This window comes from Devosia psychrophila, from assembly GCF_000971275.1.
In the GTDB taxonomy this organism is placed as follows: Bacteria; Pseudomonadota; Alphaproteobacteria; order Rhizobiales; family Devosiaceae; genus Devosia; species Devosia psychrophila.
On the sequence record NZ_LAPV01000059.1, the window covers coordinates 1 to 16,035 of the forward strand.

14 protein-coding genes are annotated in these 16,035 nt (G+C 61.6%); 1 reads left to right on the forward strand and 13 read right to left on the reverse strand.

Annotated elements, in window-relative coordinates:
• On the reverse strand, window positions 1-293 hold a 293-nt coding region (locus WH91_RS25080), incomplete at its 3' end, for a hypothetical protein (RefSeq protein WP_210165769.1).
• Window positions 294-796: 503 nt separating this feature from the next.
• Entirely contained in the window at window positions 797-1,717 is a 921-nt protein-coding gene (locus WH91_RS04640) for an NADP-dependent oxidoreductase (protein ID WP_046169847.1), read from the reverse strand.
• A gap of 160 nt (window positions 1,718-1,877) precedes the next feature.
• On the opposite strand from WH91_RS04640, the gene WH91_RS04645 reads away from it, so the two are divergent.
• Window positions 1,878-2,606: an AraC family transcriptional regulator gene (locus tag WH91_RS04645; protein ID WP_244542401.1), complete on the forward strand. Its 729-nt coding sequence runs from the start codon at window positions 1,878-1,880 to the stop codon at window positions 2,604-2,606.
• A 95-nt stretch (window positions 2,607-2,701) separates the two neighbouring features.
• On the opposite strand, the gene mnhG is transcribed toward WH91_RS04645, so the two are convergent.
• The 11 genes from mnhG to WH91_RS04700 form a co-directional block, all read right to left on the reverse strand.
• Window positions 2,702-3,076 carry a monovalent cation/H(+) antiporter subunit G gene (mnhG, locus tag WH91_RS04650; protein WP_046169849.1) on the reverse strand — a complete coding sequence of 125 codons (375 nt, stop codon included), beginning with the start codon at window positions 3,074-3,076 and terminating at the stop codon, window positions 2,702-2,704.
• The gene (locus WH91_RS04655) at window positions 3,073-3,354 is read right to left on the reverse strand and encodes a K+/H+ antiporter subunit F (protein WP_046169850.1); all 282 of its coding nucleotides are present in this window, start codon (window positions 3,352-3,354) and stop codon (window positions 3,073-3,075) included. Before WH91_RS04655 ends, mnhG begins: the two co-directional genes overlap by 4 nt.
• A complete protein-coding gene (locus tag WH91_RS04660) occupies window positions 3,351-3,839 on the reverse strand; it encodes a Na+/H+ antiporter subunit E (RefSeq protein WP_046169865.1) in 489 nt (162 codons plus the stop codon). The genes WH91_RS04655 and WH91_RS04660 overlap by 4 nt, the downstream gene beginning before the upstream one ends.
• Window positions 3,839-5,485: a monovalent cation/H+ antiporter subunit D gene (locus WH91_RS04665; RefSeq protein WP_171910576.1), complete on the reverse strand. Its 1,647-nt coding sequence runs from the start codon at window positions 5,483-5,485 to the stop codon at window positions 3,839-3,841. Before WH91_RS04665 ends, WH91_RS04660 begins: the two co-directional genes overlap by 1 nt.
• Entirely contained in the window at window positions 5,460-5,798 is a 339-nt protein-coding gene (locus WH91_RS04670; RefSeq protein WP_046169852.1) for a Na+/H+ antiporter subunit C, read from the reverse strand. The genes WH91_RS04665 and WH91_RS04670 overlap by 26 nt, the downstream gene beginning before the upstream one ends.
• Window positions 5,798-8,740, reverse strand: a complete 2,943-nt coding sequence (locus WH91_RS04675) for a monovalent cation/H+ antiporter subunit A (protein WP_082101989.1) — start codon at window positions 8,738-8,740, stop codon at window positions 5,798-5,800. Before WH91_RS04675 ends, WH91_RS04670 begins: the two co-directional genes overlap by 1 nt.
• Window positions 8,741-9,048: 308 nt before the next feature.
• A complete protein-coding gene (locus WH91_RS04680; RefSeq protein ID WP_082101993.1) occupies window positions 9,049-11,544 on the reverse strand; it encodes a membrane-bound PQQ-dependent dehydrogenase, glucose/quinate/shikimate family in 2,496 nt (831 codons plus the stop codon).
• 84 nt (window positions 11,545-11,628) lie between these two features.
• Window positions 11,629-13,170: a tryptophan halogenase family protein gene (locus WH91_RS04685; protein ID WP_046169854.1), complete on the reverse strand. Its 1,542-nt coding sequence runs from the start codon at window positions 13,168-13,170 to the stop codon at window positions 11,629-11,631.
• 222 nt (window positions 13,171-13,392) lie between these two features.
• A complete protein-coding gene (locus tag WH91_RS04690; protein WP_046169867.1) occupies window positions 13,393-14,154 on the reverse strand; it encodes an ABC transporter permease in 762 nt (253 codons plus the stop codon).
• Between the two features lie 42 nt (window positions 14,155-14,196).
• Window positions 14,197-14,991 (reverse strand): ABC transporter permease, encoded by a 795-nt coding sequence (locus WH91_RS04695; protein WP_046169855.1) that lies wholly within the window; start codon window positions 14,989-14,991, stop codon window positions 14,197-14,199.
• Window positions 14,988-15,992 carry an ABC transporter ATP-binding protein gene (locus tag WH91_RS04700; protein ID WP_046169856.1) on the reverse strand — a complete coding sequence of 335 codons (1,005 nt, stop codon included), beginning with the start codon at window positions 15,990-15,992 and terminating at the stop codon, window positions 14,988-14,990. The genes WH91_RS04695 and WH91_RS04700 overlap by 4 nt, the downstream gene beginning before the upstream one ends.
• Between the last annotated feature and the right edge of the window lie 43 nt (window positions 15,993-16,035).

The window sequence follows — 16,035 nt, forward strand, 5'->3', positions numbered from 1 at the left end:
GCGACGGGATCTGCCGCTCCGCTCAATGACCAGCTCTGCGCCAGCCCCCGTAGCTCACCCCGGCCAGATCGGCCAAAACAACCGCCCGAGTCTCCTTCAGGCTGGATAGAAGTTGGGGGCAACGTCACCTCGAATGGACTTAAGGTTTCAATCTCCGGTGAGAGCGTGGCTTGTATGAGCACGTCACGCGGCCACCTTTCTTTGTATTCGATGGCTTTGGTGGTCTTAAAACTTGTGAAGCCATTGCGAGGCTTGACGATCCAGGCCGGACGGCCAGTAGCAGTATCCATCATAGTGTCTCGGTCCTACTTTCTGGGTAGAACTGATAAATTTCCAGCTTTGGCTCAATGGACAGCAAATTTGACTACGATAGTTTTTGTTCTGGGTGGATTACCGCAATAAAAACAGAATAATTCTAAGTAGTTGATGAATTTATACTTTATTTCGTTTTTCACGAAATTATCTCTGGATGAGAGATCTGTCAACACCGTAAGCAGTGGGTTATCCAGTTATCGGTTAAATCTGTTTCTTAGGTGCAGATGAATTCGTTTAAAAACAAGGCTTTGGCAGATTCGTGCATTTCTAAAGACGCAATACGTAGGCATTTGATATTCTTAGGGCGACAAACGTGGATATTCTTAGTTCGTCCAAGTGAACGAAATCAATGACTTAGCCCGCCGGAATTAGGCGGGCCCTACACACAGCAGGGCGAGCTAGCCAACACAAGATTGGAACTCGTATCTGACGGGCATGGCAACTCATGGCACCACGCCCGCCGCATGCATAGTTGGCCGATTTATACTGCGATCTGGAGCACTATTTTGCCTCGAGTGCGGCCAGCTTCCGACAGATCCAGCGCTTCCCTGATATCGAAGAGAGCAAAGACCCGGGCAACTTGGGCTTTCAGCTTGTGGGCTTCGACGAGCTCGCGGATGGACGCAAGCTGGCTGGTGTTCGGCTTGCAAAAGACTCGTCCGACACCGACGCCGCGCTGCTTAGTCTCTTCCTTGGGAAATTCTACAGCGGTCACTAGAAACCCGCCCTGCTTGAGGGTGGAGAATGCCCGATCGAAGGTATCGCCGCCGATGGTGTCAAACACCACATCCATGTCATGCGCCAGGTTCTCGGACGGCTGCCTGTTGTAGTCGATGAAATCGTCGGCGCCCAAGCTGCGGACGTAGTCTTCGTTATGGGCAGACGCCATGGCAGTGACATGGGCGCCAGTAGCTTTGGCGAGTTGGACCGCAATGGAGCCAACCCCGCCAGTGCTGTTGGTGATCAACAAACGCTGGCCGCTGGTGAGCCCCGCCAGGTCGAACATGGCCTGCCAGGCGGTCAAGGCACCAAGAGGAACAGCCGCCGCCTGGACAAAATCGAGGTTGGCGGGTTTGCTGGCCAAGTCCGCCACCTTGGCAATGGCGTATTCGGCGAAGCCGCCGGACGGTATGATGCCGTACACAGCATCGCCGATGGCAAGGTTGCCAACGCCATCTCCGATGCTTTCGATGGTGCCGGCGATCTCGCCTCCCAGATGGATGGGCAAGGTCATGCCCATGCGCTGACCGGCGCCGGCGCGAATTTTCCAGTCAATGGGATTGAGCCCTGCAGCGTGGACTTTGACCAGCACCTCGCCTGGCTGAGGTTGTGGGCGGTCGACGTCGACATATTCGACCACATCGTTGTTGTTGCCGTATGCGTTGATGACGATGGCTTTCATTGTTGCGCTCATAGTTCCTGCTCGCTTTGCTGTGTGCTCGACCGTTGGTAAGGAGCATGATAGCAATGTCACTCGGCGATGTGACGCCAACCGGCATCGCACAGAGGCCAATATGTCGACAGTGCCCTTCAGTCTGAGACGTGGCCACAAGTTGCGTGGCATGGGTCTGCCGCCCCATTCCCACAGTGACGCACAACTCACCTTTGCCGTTTCCGGTATGGTCCAGGTCCACTCGGACGAAGGCCGTTGGCTGGTGCCTCCGCAGCTTGCAGTGTGGATACCGGCAGGGGTTGTGCATCGACTGGACGTGCTGACCGATGCTGAATTGTGGATGGTGCATTGGGAGCAGGCGGCGGCCCAAGCCTGGGCACCGGCGGCGCCACTGGACCGACCGTTCACGTTGCGGATCACGCCGTTGATGCACGCGCTGCTGACTGCTGCCTTTAGTGCCGACATCGCACCGCAAAAGGCCGAGCTCGTCGCCAAGCTGATGCTGCACGAGCTTGCCGAAACAGCGCATGCGCCCACTTTCCTGCCCTTGCCGAGCAGTCCGATAGGTCAACGCCTGGCCGATCTTGCCTTCAACGACCGCAATAACCGGTTGAATGTCGAAGAGCTAGCGTCACGCGCCGCAACCTCCGTGCGCACGGCGAGCAGACTATTTCCGGCGGAGACGGGGCTAACCTTGAAGGCCTGGCGACAACGCGAACGCATCGTGCAGGCGATTGACCGGCTGGCGCGAGGGACCGCAATCGCAGGCGTTGCCATGGAGTTCGGTTTTTCCAGTACCGCTTCGTTCTCGGCTGCGTTTCGACAGGTCACCGCCATGACACCCACGATGTTTCTGGCAGACGAGACTGCCCCGCCAGATGAACATTTGGTCGGCTGATAAAATGCTTATAGCCGGGCACGCGGTAGCTTTGCGGGGTTGGGCGGAAAGCCATCGTCCGCCGCAGGGCGTACAGCGTGGATGCCGGCTCGCGGCTATAGGTCGTCCGCTGCCTTGACCACGGTGTCCTTGCCCAACGCTGCCGCGGGGACATTGCCATTGCCTTCGGCGCGGTCACGGTAGAGCGCGGCGCGGGCCAACAGCATCAAAGTGACCGGCGTGGTCAGCGAGACGAAGATGACGATCAGCACTTCGTGCACGGCCAGGCGTTGGCCGGAGACCGAGAAGTATATGATCGAGGCGGCCAGGACGAAGATGGCGCCGAAGCTGGTGCCCAGGGTCGGGGCGTGGATGCGCTGATAGAAGCTGTCGAAGCGGGCAAGGCCCATGCAGCCGATGAAGGTTAGCAGCGAGCCGATCAGTGCGAAGAGACCTACGAGGATGGCGGCCCAGACAGGTATCTCGGTCATTCGATCACCTCGCCGCGCATCAGGAATTTGGCGAGGGCGACTGTGCTGACGAAGCCAAGGACGCCGATGACCAAGGCGGCTTCGAAATAAACGCTGGTGCCAACGCGAATGCCGAACAGCACCAGCATCAGCATGGCGGCGACATAGAAGGCATCAAGGGCCAGAATACGGTCCTGGGCGCGCGGGCCGCGGATCATGCGGGAGGTGGCGGCGATCATGCTTCCGGCCAGCAGGAACTGGGACACCATAATGGTCCAGAAAAGGATGGTCTCGCTCATTGGAAAATCTCCAATAGCAGGCGCTCATAGCGATGCTTGATGGTGTCGATCCACTCCTGGTCGTCGACCAGATCTAGGACGTGGATCAGGACCGTGCCGCGCACCGCGTCATATTCGAGCCAGGCAGAGCCCGGCGTGGCGGTGATGATGCAAGCTAGGATGGCCAGCGCCGAACGATCACGCAGTTCGAGCGGCAGCAGCAGGAAGCCGGCGGTCTGTTTACGGTGACGTCCCTGCAGCACGATGCGGGCGACGGCCAGGTTGGACCACAGCACGTCGACCGCTACCAGCCCCATCAGATGGATGATCTTGAACGGCCGGCGGATGCGGGGCTGTTCGGGCTGCAGCGCGGCGAGGGCGCGGCCGGCGAACAGGGCAACCACCGATCCAAGCAGGATTTGGCCGAGGCCCAGCGACTGTTGCAGCAGCAACCAGAGGATCAGCATGCCCAGCGAGAGCAGCGGGTAGGGCAGGATTTGACGCATCATGGCAGCACCTCACCAACCAAAGGCGTGGCCAGGATATTGCCGATTTCGATGGCTGGGGAATGGAGGTTTTCAGCCATCACATACATGTAGTCCATCACCGGGCCGGCCAATACGGTCATTACCACGGTGAGGCCGAGCAGAAGCAGTATCGGCGCGATCTCGATGACGCGAACCGGGGCGGGAGTGTCGGACATGGTGGCCCAGAAGGTGCTTATACCGGTACGTGTCAGCGCAACAAGCGCGGCAAAGCCGGAAAAGATCATCAGGCTGGCCAGCCACCAGGAAGCCGGCGTGATGATGGCGGCCTCGGTCAGGCCGTGAGGGTTAAACAAAGCCGAGATGATTGCGAACTTGCCGAGGAAGCCGGCGAGTGGCGGCAGGCCGGCCAGCAGCAGGACGCATAAGGCAAAGCAAATGCCGAGCATGGTCAAAGCGCCGGGAATGGCGAGGCCGATCTCGTCATTTTCGATGTCTTCCTCGTCGTCGCCATAGGCTTCAAGGGTGATGGCGAGCACATCGGCGCCGGCAATGCGGATGCGTTCGAGCAGCTCAACGATGAGAAAAAAGGCGCTTATGGCGAGTGTGGAAATGACCAAGTAGTAGAGCGCACCGCCGGTGACGAAGGCGTTGCCCATGCCGATGGCGGCCAGCAGCGTTCCGGACGAGACCAGCACGCAATAGCCGGCGAGGCGTGCCGTGGTCTGTGAAGCAAGCACGCCGACCGCACCGAACGCGATGGTAGCCATGCCTCCGATCTGCAGCACGGTCTGGCCGAGGCCAGCCGAGGCTCCGGCTTCGATGCCGAAAGCCAGGGTCGAGAGGCGCAACACGGCGTAGACGCCGACCTTGGTCATGATGGCGAATACAGCGGCAACGGGTGCGGAGGCGGCGGCATAGGTCGTGGGCAGCCAAAAGCCGAGCGGCCACATGCCCGCTTTTAGCAGGAAAGCGAGGCCCAGAAAGGCGGCGCCGGCTTCGAGCAGGCCGCGATCAAGCTCGGGAATAGTGGCGACCTTGGAGGCGAGGTCGGCCATGTTGAGCGTGCCGGTGACGCCGTAGATCAGCGCCGCGCCGATCAGGAAAAGGAAGGATGCGCCGAGGTTAACGGCGACATAGTGCAGGCCGGCCTTGATGCGGGCGAGGCCGAGGCCGTGCAGCGCCAGACCGTATGATGCGGCCAGCATGACTTCGAAGAACACGAAGAGATTGAAGATGTCGCCGGTCAGGAAGGCGCCGTTCAGCCCCATCAGCAGGAACTGGAACAGGGTGTGGAAATTGGGGCCGGCGGCATGCCAGCGGGCCAGCGAATAGACCAGGGCCGAAATGCCCAGCACCGAGGCGAGCAGCACCATCATGGCCGATAGGCGATCGGCGACGAGGACGATGCCGAAGGGAACCGGCCAGTTGCCGATCGGGTAGCTGGCTGCCAGCAGATCGGTCGGGTTCGCGGCCTGGACTACCAGCATGACGCAGATGACAAGGTGCAGGGCGGTGGCGAAGACGTTGATGAAGGCCTTGGTGACGCGCTGGCGATCATCGAACATCAGCATCAGGGCGCCCGCTGCCAGCGGCAGCAGGATAGGCAGGACGACGAGGTGGTCGAGCAGGGTGTTCATGTCAGCGCTGCTCCCTGCCGTCGACATGGTCGGTGCCGGTGACGCCGCGCGCCGCCAGCATGACGACGAGGAACAGCGCGGTCATGGCGAAACCGATGACGATGGCGGTCAGCACCAGCGCCTGAGGCACCGGATCAGTGAAATGTGTGGGGTCAATAGTGCCGCTGGCGGTGACCGGGGCTGCGCCGACCATCAGGCGGCCCATCGAGAAGATGAAGAGGTTGACCGCATAGGACAGCAGCGAAAGGCCGATGATGACTTGGAATGTGCGCGGGCGCAGCATCAGGAAGACACCGCAGGAAGTCAGTACGCCGATGCCGATGGCCAGAACGAGCTCCATCAGCGTATCTCCACCGGCGCGTCGGAAGACACTTCGGCTTCCTTGATCGGAACCGCATTGCGGGCGGCCTTTGGCGAACGTACCGACTGATGCGCCAGCGCTATCAGGATCAGCACCGTGGCGCCGACGACGAGGCTGAACACGCCGAGATCGAAGATCAGAGCGGAGGCCAGCGGCACGCGGCCGATGTAGGGGATTTCAACATACTGGAAGGCAGTGGTCATGAAGGGATAGCCGACGACCTGTGCGGCGACGCCAACCAGCAAAGCCAGGAGCAGGCCTGAACCGATCCAGCGGACGGGCAAAATGCGCAGGCGGTCTTCGACCCAGCGCGTACCGCCGGCCATATATTGAAGGATGAAGCCAATGGACATGACGATGCCCGCGGCGAAGCCCCCGCCGGGCTGGTCGTGGCCGCGCAAAAACAGATGCACTGCCAGCACGATGATGACCGGGAACATCCAGGTCATGATGACCGACGGGATCAGCAGATATTCGTTGACGGTGTCGCCTTGGCTGCGTTCAGGAGCGCGGTCGTCGAATTCATTCTGGATGCGCTGTTGCTCGGGCTTGGCGATGGATTCCCGCGCCGGACGGAAGCGGCGCAGCGCCGAAAACACGGTCAACGCAACGATGCCGAGCACGGCAATTTCGCCCAAGGTATCGAAGGCGCGGAAATCGACCAGCATGACGTTGACGACATTGGTGCCGCCGCCAAGCTGGTAGGCGTTTTCGAGGAAATATTTGGAAATGCCCGAGGGAATTTGTCGCGTCATCACGGCATAGGCGATGACGGTCATGCCGACACCGGCGAGGCCCGCCAGCACCAAGTCGCGATAGCGGCGCAGGCGCGCCTTAAGAAGCTGTGCCTCGTCGCGCATGTCTTCGACGCGTTTCGGCAGCCAGCGCAGGCCGAGCAGGATCAGCACAGTGGTGACGATTTCGACCAGCAGCTGGGTGATGGCGAGGTCGGGGGCCGAGAACCAGACGAAGGTGATGCAGGTGACGATGCCGGTGCCGCCGAGCAGAACCAGCGCCACGAGGCGGTGGAACTTGGCCTGTTGCGCCGCCGCGACGGCACAGACGATGCCGACTGCCCAGAGCAGGGCAAAGGCGGGATCGAACCCCGCAAAAGTGAGGTTGATGCCGCCGAGTCGCGTAAGCAGCAGGGATGCGGGCAGGCCAACGGCCAAAACAAACAGCAGGAACAGCTGCGGCTGCAGGCGGCGCGTGCCGAACCTGGCTTCGAGGCGGCGCGCCCACTTCGACGTAATGATGAGCATGATGCGCTCGAAGATGCGCTGGCCCTTAAGCTGGTGGATCAGCGGCGGGCCATCGACGCCCTTGGCGAGATAGCCGTAGAGCGCCCAATACAGCAGCACGCCGCCAACCAGCGCGATGCCGCTCATGGCGAGGGCCAGGTTCCAGCCGTGCCAGACAGAGAGGCTGTAGTAGGGGGTATCGGGGCCGGTGACCGAGACAACCGCAGCGGCGAGATAAGGCGCGATGGTGACGCCGGGGATGATGCCGACGACGAGGCAGAGGAGCACCAGGATTTCGATGGGCCGGCGCATCAGGGCGGGCGGCTCGTGCGGCAGCTTGCTCAGGCCTTCCGGCTTGGGGCCGAAGAACACGCCATGCACGAAGCGCAGCGAATAGACTACGGCGAACATGCTGGCGAGTGTGGCGCCGATGGGCAGCGCCAGGTTGACGAAGGGATTGGCGTCGCGCTCGGCGACTTCGGCAAAGAACATTTCCTTGGACAGGAAGCCGTTGAGCAGAGGCACGCCAGCCATGGCGGCGCTGGCCACCATGGCGAGGGTCGCAGTGAAGGGCATGAAGCGGAACAGGCCGCTGAGTTTTCGGATATCGCGCGTGCCGGTCTCATGGTCGATAATGCCGGCGGCCATGAACAGCGAGGCCTTGAAGGTAGCGTGATTGGCGATGTGGAAAATCGCAGCCACTGTCGCGAGCGGCGTCGACATGCCGAGCAGGGTGGTGATGAGGCCAAGATGGCTGATGGTTGAATAGGCCAGCAAGCCCTTGAGGTCGGTCTGGAAGATGGCGGCATAGGCGCCAAAGATGAGGGTGGCCATGCCGGCGCTAGTGACGATCCAGAACCAGGCGTCGGTGCCGGCCATCACCGGCCAGAAGCGAACCAGCAGGAACACGCCGGCCTTCACCATGGTGGCGGAATGCAGATAGGCCGAAACGGGCGTTGGCGCCGCCATGGCGTGCGGGAGCCAGAAGTGGAAGGGAAACTGCGCGCTCTTGGTCAGAGCTCCGAGCAGCACCAGCAGCAGCGCCGGCAGGTACAGCGGATGCGCGCGGATCAGGTCGCCGGAAGCGAGCACCACGTCGAGATCGTAGCTGCCGACGATCTGGCCGATGATCAGCATGCCGATCAGGAGGCCGAGACCTCCGAGGCCGGTCACCGTCAGTGCCATTCGGGCGCCGTCACGCGCTTGGGCGAAGTGGAACCAGTAGCCGATCAGCAGGAAGGAAGTGAGCGAAGTCAGCTCCCAGAAAATCACCAGCTGGATGATATTGCCGGAGAGAACGAGGCCCAGCATCGAGCCCATGAAGGCCAGGAAGAACGCGAAGAAACGCGGCACCGGGTCCTTGGGCGACATGTAATAGCGCGCATAGAGCACCACGAGGAAACCGACGCCGGTGATAAGCATGCCGAACAGCCATGAGAAGCCGTCGATCCGCAGGATCAGATTGAGGCCGAGCGCAGGGATCCACTGGATCTCGTGACGCACTACGCCGCCAGCGGCGACGTGAGGAAACAGGTAGATCATGATGCCGAGACCGGCGACGGCCACTGTTCCTGCCAACCAAGCTTCAGCATTGCGTGCGTTCTGAGGAAGCAAGGCGGCCACGAGGGCGGCACCGAACGGCAGTAGCAATGCGAATGTCAGCAAGAATGATGGCGTCATTATCGCGAGGGGCACCTTCAGATGGTGGGATGTGGGTAAGCGCGTCCTTGTTTAGAACGACTGCAATTATTTTTGGTCTGCGATAGGGCATTGCGCAACCCCGAATGTGGTCGCTTGACAGAAAAGTCGCAGTCTATCGTCAAGGATCGCGATTGATTGTCCGCATGCGGCGGCACAGCTCGACGTGGCAATGCTCGAGGGTTTGTCTGGGCACTATCGCCCCCCGGATCAGGTCCGGGAAGACACTGGGAGGGGCTAGCGACAAGCCCCGGATTTTGGACCGGGGCTTCCTGTCTTACCAACCGCTGCTACTCCGGCAGGGCATAGGCGATCACTGCGTCGCTGATCGGGGTTTCCATGAAGTGGTGGCCGCCGGCAGCGATCACCAGGAACTCGCGGCCATCGGCTTCGTATATGATCGGGTTGGCTTGGCCGCCACCGGGCAGGGTATCTGACCAGACGGTCTTACCGGTTTCGATATCGATGGCCTGGATCAGGTTGTCGGTGGTGGCGGCGATGAAAATAAGGCCACCTGCCGTGATGACCGGCCCCCCGTTGTTAGGAGTACCGATATCGAGCGGCAGGAAGGTTGGCACCCCGAACGGACCATTCTCGCGAGCTGAGCCAAATGGGCGATCCCAGACAGTGGCGCCGGTCGCCAGATCGATGGCGCGAATGCCACCATAGGGCGGCTGCTTGCAGAGCAGGCCGGTGAAAGGCGCGCGCCAGCCGGCATTGACCTCGATGGCATAGGGCGCGCCGGCCTGCGGCCCGGCCTCGCCGAGAGCCGTAGTCTCGCCGCCGCCCGCCTCATTGATCGCGATCAGTCCTGCCGCATCGGCTTCTTCGCGCGGAATGAGCCGGTTGTGGTTGGGCATGTCGTTGTAGTTGGCGATGATCAGGCCGCGCTCCACGTCGATGGCGATACTGCCCCAGTCGTTGCCGCCATTGTAGCCGGGATACTGGATCCAGTGCTGGTCAGTGGTCGGCGGAGTATAGGGCCCTTCATAATGGCTGCGCTTAAATTCGATGCGGCACCAAAGCTGGTCGAGCGGGGTCATTCCCCACATGTCGGCTTCGGTCAGAGGAGGGAAGGCCAGCGTATGGTAGGCTGAATGCGGCTGGGTGGGGGACAGGTAGTCAGGCTCGACACCGCCGACTGGCACCGGACGCTCCTCGACCTCGAACAGGGATTCGCCAGTGGCGCGATCAAGGATGTAGATGTCGCCTTGCTTGGAGGCTAAGACCACCGCTGGACGCGGGCCATCGGCCGTCGGGAAGTCGATCAGGGTTGGCTGGCTGCCAAGGTCATAGTCCCAGAGGTCGTGATGCACGGTCTGGAAGTGCCAGACATCATTGCCGGTAGTGACATCGACTGCCACCAGCGAGGTGGCATACTGGTTTTCCAATTCACTGCGGTTTGAGCCGTAATAATCGACCGAGGAATTGCCCAGCGGCAGGTAAACCAGGCCGAGGTCTTCGTCGCCCGAGGCAGTGGTCCACATATTGGGGGTGCCGCGAGTGTAGACTTCGCCTTCGGCTGGCGCGGCGTGGTTTCCGGGATTGCCGAGATCCCAAGCCCAGGCCAGTTCGCCGGTGATGGCATCAAAGCCACGCACCACGCCGGAGGGAGCGTCCTCGGCCTGGCCATCCTTGACTTGGGCGCCGATGACGGCAATGCCACGTACAATGGTCGGAGCCGAGGTCACGGCATACCAACCGGGGGCAGTGTCGCCGATACCCTCCTCGAGCAAGACTTCGCCATTGGTGCCAAAGTCGGCGCAGGGCTGGCCGGTCTTGGCATCAACGGCAATCAGGCGCGCATCGAGCGTACCCCAGAGAATGCGGGTCGCGCAGGCCTGGTTCTCGGCTGCATTCGGCACCTGGTAGTAGGCGACGCCGCGGCAGGTCGCCCCATAGGGGATGGCGTCGTCGGCCACGACCGGATCGAAGCGCCATTCTTCGCCGCCGGTAGCCGCGTCGATGGCGAGGCCAATGCCCTTGGCGGTGCACATGAAGAGATCGTCGCCAACCTTGAGCGGGGTGTTTTCCGGCGAATATTTGCCGTTGGCCGCCTCGGAGGGTAGGTCGCCGGTGTTGAATTCCCAGGCGCGTTCGAGCTGGCCGACATTTTCTGGCGTGATCTGGTTGAGCGGTGAGAAGCGGGCAGACTGATAGGTGCCGCCATAGGCGGGCCAATCAGCGCCGACGGGTAGCTGGGCTTCGGCAGCGCGGGTTGCCGGGGCTTCCCCGATTGCAGCGACTGCCGGTTCGGCAGGTGCAGTGAGGACAGCAGCGGGTGCGACAGGATCAGCAGGCGGCACTGCCTGCTCTGCCGGGACCGGGGTTTCTTGGGCAAACAGACTGCTCGACTGCTGCACGGAGGTGAGCGTAACGGCGGACAGGCCGAGTGCGATAATGCCTATGGCTGCTGCGGTGAAGGCGGCGCGCCCGCCCGCGAAGCGACCGCGAAGGGCGGGGATGGTCAGCAGGACCAAGATGAGAATGACGGTGGGAGCCACTAGGCGGGGCACCTGCGCCCAGCCGTTGAAACCGCGTTCCCAAAGCGCCCAGACCAGGGTGAACAGGAAGGTGGCGAGATAAATCCAGACGCCCAACATGGAATGTCGGAAAATGAACCAGGCCGAGGTCAGCAGGCCCAGACCGGCAATGCCATAGTACCATGAGCCGCCGAGGGTGATGAGCCAAGCACCGCCCGCCAAGATTGCAATGCCGAACAATGCCATGACCACCGCCAGCAGCATGCTGGCCCAGTATCCAAATCCGCGACCAGTTTGTGCCATGACCATTCCCTTTGCGCATGCGCTGCGCACGCAACGGAACCGGGGGACGGGGGTTCCGCTAAATATGGCCGTGGCGCGGCTTTTCTATGCCATATCCCGCACCGCCTGCAGGAACTCCGCGTGGCCGAGCGCCTTTTGAGCGGCGGCGCGATATTCTTTTACGAGACTGTCATAGGTTTCGCGGGCGAACTGGCGGAGTTTTGGGTCCTTGTCCATTTCCTGGCGCGCGAGGTTCTGGTCGAGCAGGCCGAGACCGGTCAGCACCGGATAGTGCAACTGGGTCTGGATATGGGGCAAGCCGAACAGGGTATCGGGAAATTGCTCATGCCGAGGCATGTGGTGCTGCCAGTATTGCAGGCGTTGTTTGGTCTCGGGATGAATGCGGCTGGCGCGGACTTCACGCCAGAACGGAGTGTCGTCGCGCTCGACCAGGTAGTGGGTGTTGACGAAGGTGCGGAAGTCATCGACCTGGCGGCCGACGCGGGCATTGTAGTCGGCGCGGTCGGCGGGCGTGAGGTCGGCGGGGTGTTTCAGGTAGCGGTCGGCGAACAGCATCATTTGTACAATAGTGCCGTGGATCGAGGTGGATTCTAGAGGTTCGAGGAAGCTCGAGCTGAGACCGACAGCCAGCACATTGCCGACCCAGGCATTTTCCAGACGGCCGATCTGGAAGCGGATGTCACTGCGCACTTCGATCTCGCGGCCTAGCAGGCGCTCGACTTCGGCCTTGGCCTGTTCGGGGGTGGAGAATTCGTCGGAATAGACGTAGCCGCAGCCGTAGCGGGTCTGGGTCGGAATCTGCCACATCCAGCCGCTGTCCATGGCCCAGGCTCGGGTGTAATTGGCGATTTCGTCGCCCGGCTTGATGTCGAGCCAGAACGGTAGGGCGCGGTTGACGGGGAGTTCGTGGGCATAGGAAATCCAGGGCGCCTGCATTTCCTTGACGATGAGTTGCTTCCTGAAGCCGGTCGCGTCGATGAAGAAATCAGCTTCTACTTTGGTCCCGTTGTCGAGTTCGAGCGCGGTGATGTCGCCGGTTTCAGGGTGGCGATGCACGCCCGAGACGACGGCGTCGATGATGTCGACGCCTTGGGACTTGCTGGCGAAGAAGCGGCCGACCTTGGCCTGGTCGAAATGATAGGCGTGGTGGAAGGGGCCGAGCGGGATCAGGCTGCCGTCGGCTTTGCGGGCATAGGGCGCTTTCTTCTGTTCGAGCAGCGGGCCGAACAGGTGCATGTCGGTGATCGGCTTGCCGGCTGCGATGGCGTAGACGTTGAGGTAGTCGGAGGCGGCGCCTGGCGGTGCCTTGATGACCTGATGCGGATCGTCGATCGGGCCGTAATAGGTGAAGCCCTTGCGACGCCAGTCTTCGTGGCGAATGCCGAGCTTGAAGGTCGCCTCGGTCTTTCGGAAGAATTCAAACTCGTCGATGTTGAAATGCATGAGCAGTACGCGGAAGGCGGCGGTGGTCGCCTCGCCGACGCCGACTGTTGGAATGGAGGAGGGTTCGATGACGCTGATGCGAGCGTCGAGGCCTTTGCGCCGTGCCGCATCCTGAATGATGAAAGCCGCGATCCAGCCGGCGGTGCCCCCGCCGACGACCACGAAATGGGGTTGCCGGGTCATGATTAGTCTCCTCCAGGAGCGAGGCTATTTTGGGTGGTGATGGCGGGCAAGTCGCGGAGGTGAGATATTTGAAAACCGGAGGTCATCTTCGGATTTCCAATAACCCTCGATGTCATCCCGGCGGAGGCCGGGATCCATCCTGAGGTGTTTCCAACCAACACGGCAAGTCCAGTCATCTCAGGATGGGTTCCGGCCTTCGCCGGAATGACACGGTGGTTTGTATTAGCCACCGGCGCCCTGGTAGCGGCTCATGGCATAGCGCCAGTGGGCAATGGCGATCAGCGTGAGGACGGGACCGGCGAGCAGGGCGGCGAGCCAGGCAAAATCTCCGAGCAGGGGCACCGGCTTGTCGAGCAGCACGGCGACCGGGACGGCGCTGATATAGCCCAGTGGCACGATGGTGAGCATGACGGCCTGGATGCCGCCCGGGAAGATGTTGAGCGGGTAGCGCGTCAGCTCCCAGAAGCCGAAGAAGATGGAGAACAGGTGATTGGAGCGGACCCAGATCATGGCGGTAGCGCCGATCATGGTGATGACCGCGCCGGTCACCAGCATGGCGCTAATCAGGCTTGCGGCAAAAAACATGGCGGTGAATAAGCTCCATTGCACCTGCGCCGCCAATAGTGCCCAGACGAGGACCGGAATGGCGAGGATGATGTGGCCGGCATAGCCGATGTTGAGGCCCGAGAAGATCAGATAGGCCCAGGTGTTGATTGGCTTGGTGAGCAGAGCATCGAGCGTGCCCAACCTCACCAGATCCTCGAGATCGCGCAGCTGGGTAAAGCTTGCCGAGGCTCCCAAAGCATAGGCGAGGAGCTGGAAGGAAAACAGCAGGGCCAGTTCCGGCCAGTTCCAGCCGCCCAGCAGGTCGAATTTTTGCAGCAGGATCCACATGCCCAGTAGAACTGCGCCGTAGGAGACAATCTGCGCCAGTCGGTCGAGCCAGAAGGCGCCGCGGTATTCCATCTGGGACTTGATGTACATGCTGACGAGCAACAGCAGGGTGCCGAGAGTGTGCTGCACGGCTCAGCCTCCATGTACGGTGATGCGGGAGGCGGCGCGGCGCCACAGTAGCGTCAATGCCAGCGTAAGCAGGCCGGCCCAGGCGATGCCGAAGCCGAAGTAAAGCAGGGTCTGGCCGATATCGAGGCGCCCCAGCCAGACGGCGGATGGATAATACACCAGCCACGCCAGCGGCTGATGGCTGGCGATGCTGCCGAAGGGTTCGGGAAAGAACCAGAACGGAATGAGCAGGCCCGACAGCAGGCTGATCAGGCTCTGCAGCAACCATTCCAGCGAGAAGATGGTCATCAGCCAGAAGGCCAGGACGCCAAAGATGGCGGCGCAGAGGAAATGGATGATGAAGCTCAAGCCGCAATAGGCCGCGAACATGACGCCGTGGAACAGGCTTGCCGGTGGATGCATGCCATAGACCAGGGCGACGATGACGATGGTGGGGACGACCGCAAGCAGGAAGGTATAGGCGGATGCGCCGGCTTCGATGGACAGCAGGTAGAGCGGGTAATGCACCGGCTTGAGCAGCCAGACGGCGACGTCGCCGGTCTTGAGCGCCGTGCCCACGTGGCGGATTATCCGATCGTAGCGCGTTGCGCCCATCACCACGCCGCCGAGCAGGGCATAGGTGATCATGTCGCCGATGGAGATGCCATCGACGGCGGTGACGCCGGCATAGACGGCCAGCCAGATGGCGACGCGGGCAAACACCTGCACCAGCTTGCCGAAGATGTTGGCCCAGACCTCGCTGCGATAGGCGAGGCTGGTGAGAAAGCCGCTGCGGACGAAGGCGGTATAGGCGCTCAAGGCGTGGTGGCCGAGGCCGTGTTGCGGCGTTGGTAGAAGGTGCGGATCACCTCCTCGATATTCGGCTCGTGCAGCGCCACGTCCTTGAGATCGCGGGTGCTGCCCACTTCGCTCAATATCTGGACGAGGGAAACCTCTTCGCGTTCGAGCAGGTAGTGCTTGATCAGCCCGTCGTCGTTGGTCAGCGTTGCAGTGCTGAGGACGACGGGCCCGGGATCGGTGGCAAATTCCAGGGTCAGGCGGCGGGCGGAGCCGAGGGCCGAGCGCAATTTTCCGAGTTGGCCGTCGAAGATCAGTTTGGCGTGGTCGACCATGATCAGGCGGGGGCAGATGGTTTCGATGTCCTGCAGGTCATGGGTGGTGAGGATGATGGTGACGCCGCGCTCGCGGTTGATCTCGGCGAGGAAGCGGCGGACGGCATCCTTGGCCACTACGTCAAGGCCAATGGTCGGCTCGTCGAGAAACAGGATTTTGGGGTCGTGCAGCAGTGACATGACGATCTCGGCGCGCATGCGCTGACCGAGGCTGAGCTGGCGCACGGCGCGGTCGAGGAATGGCTTGAGGTCGAGCAGTTCGCTGAAGCGCTTGAGGTTATCTTGGTAGCGGGTGAGCGGGATGTCGTAGATGCGCTGGTGCAGGGTGAAGCTGTCGATCAGCGGCAGGTCCCACCAAAGCTGGCTGCGCTGGCCGAAGACGACGCCGATCTGGCGGGCATTGGCCATGCGCTCGAGATGGGGCGTGCGGCCAAGCACCGATAGCGTGCCGTCGCTGGGCACCAGGATGCCGGTCATCATCTTGATCATGGTGGATTTGCCGGCCCCATTGGGGCCGAGATAGCCGACCGCCTCGCCAGCGGCGATGTCGAAGCTGATGTCATTAACGGCGGTGACTTCGGTATATTCCGTGGTCACCAGAGTCTTGAAGGCGCCGAGCAGGCCCGGAAACCGTTTGTGCTGCCGGAAGCGTTTGGAGACCCCCCGTGCCTCGATCAATGGTGTCATGTCGGCTCTCCCCGGGGGAGACTAGCCGATTCTTTTGCAGTGG

Excerpts from the sequence above, each read along its gene's own strand:
- WH91_RS04660 (WP_046169865.1), bottom strand. The coding sequence starts at position 3,839 with ATGCGTCAAATCCTGCCCTACCCGCTGCTCTCGCTGGGCATGCTGATC.
- WH91_RS04670 (WP_046169852.1), bottom strand. The coding sequence starts at position 5,798 with ATGGAGCTCGTTCTGGCCATCGGCATCGGCGTACTGACTTCCTGCGGT.
- WH91_RS04665 (WP_171910576.1), bottom strand. The coding sequence starts at position 5,485 with ATGTCGACGGCAGGGAGCAGCGCTGACATGAACACCCTGCTCGACCAC.
- WH91_RS04655 (WP_046169850.1), bottom strand. The coding sequence starts at position 3,354 with ATGAGCGAGACCATCCTTTTCTGGACCATTATGGTGTCCCAGTTCCTG.
- WH91_RS04675 (WP_082101989.1), bottom strand. The coding sequence starts at position 8,740 with ATGACGCCATCATTCTTGCTGACATTCGCATTGCTACTGCCGTTCGGT.
- mnhG (WP_046169849.1), bottom strand. The coding sequence starts at position 3,076 with ATGACCGAGATACCTGTCTGGGCCGCCATCCTCGTAGGTCTCTTCGCA.
- WH91_RS04640 (WP_046169847.1), bottom strand. The coding sequence starts at position 1,717 with ATGAAAGCCATCGTCATCAACGCATACGGCAACAACAACGATGTGGTC.
- WH91_RS04685 (WP_046169854.1), bottom strand. The coding sequence starts at position 13,170 with ATGACCCGGCAACCCCATTTCGTGGTCGTCGGCGGGGGCACCGCCGGC.
- WH91_RS04645 (WP_244542401.1), top strand. The coding sequence starts at position 1,878 with ATGGGTCTGCCGCCCCATTCCCACAGTGACGCACAACTCACCTTTGCC.
- WH91_RS04700 (WP_046169856.1), bottom strand. The coding sequence starts at position 15,992 with ATGACACCATTGATCGAGGCACGGGGGGTCTCCAAACGCTTCCGGCAG.
- WH91_RS04680 (WP_082101993.1), bottom strand. The coding sequence starts at position 11,544 with ATGGCACAAACTGGTCGCGGATTTGGATACTGGGCCAGCATGCTGCTG.
- WH91_RS04690 (WP_046169867.1), bottom strand. The coding sequence starts at position 14,154 with ATGTACATCAAGTCCCAGATGGAATACCGCGGCGCCTTCTGGCTCGAC.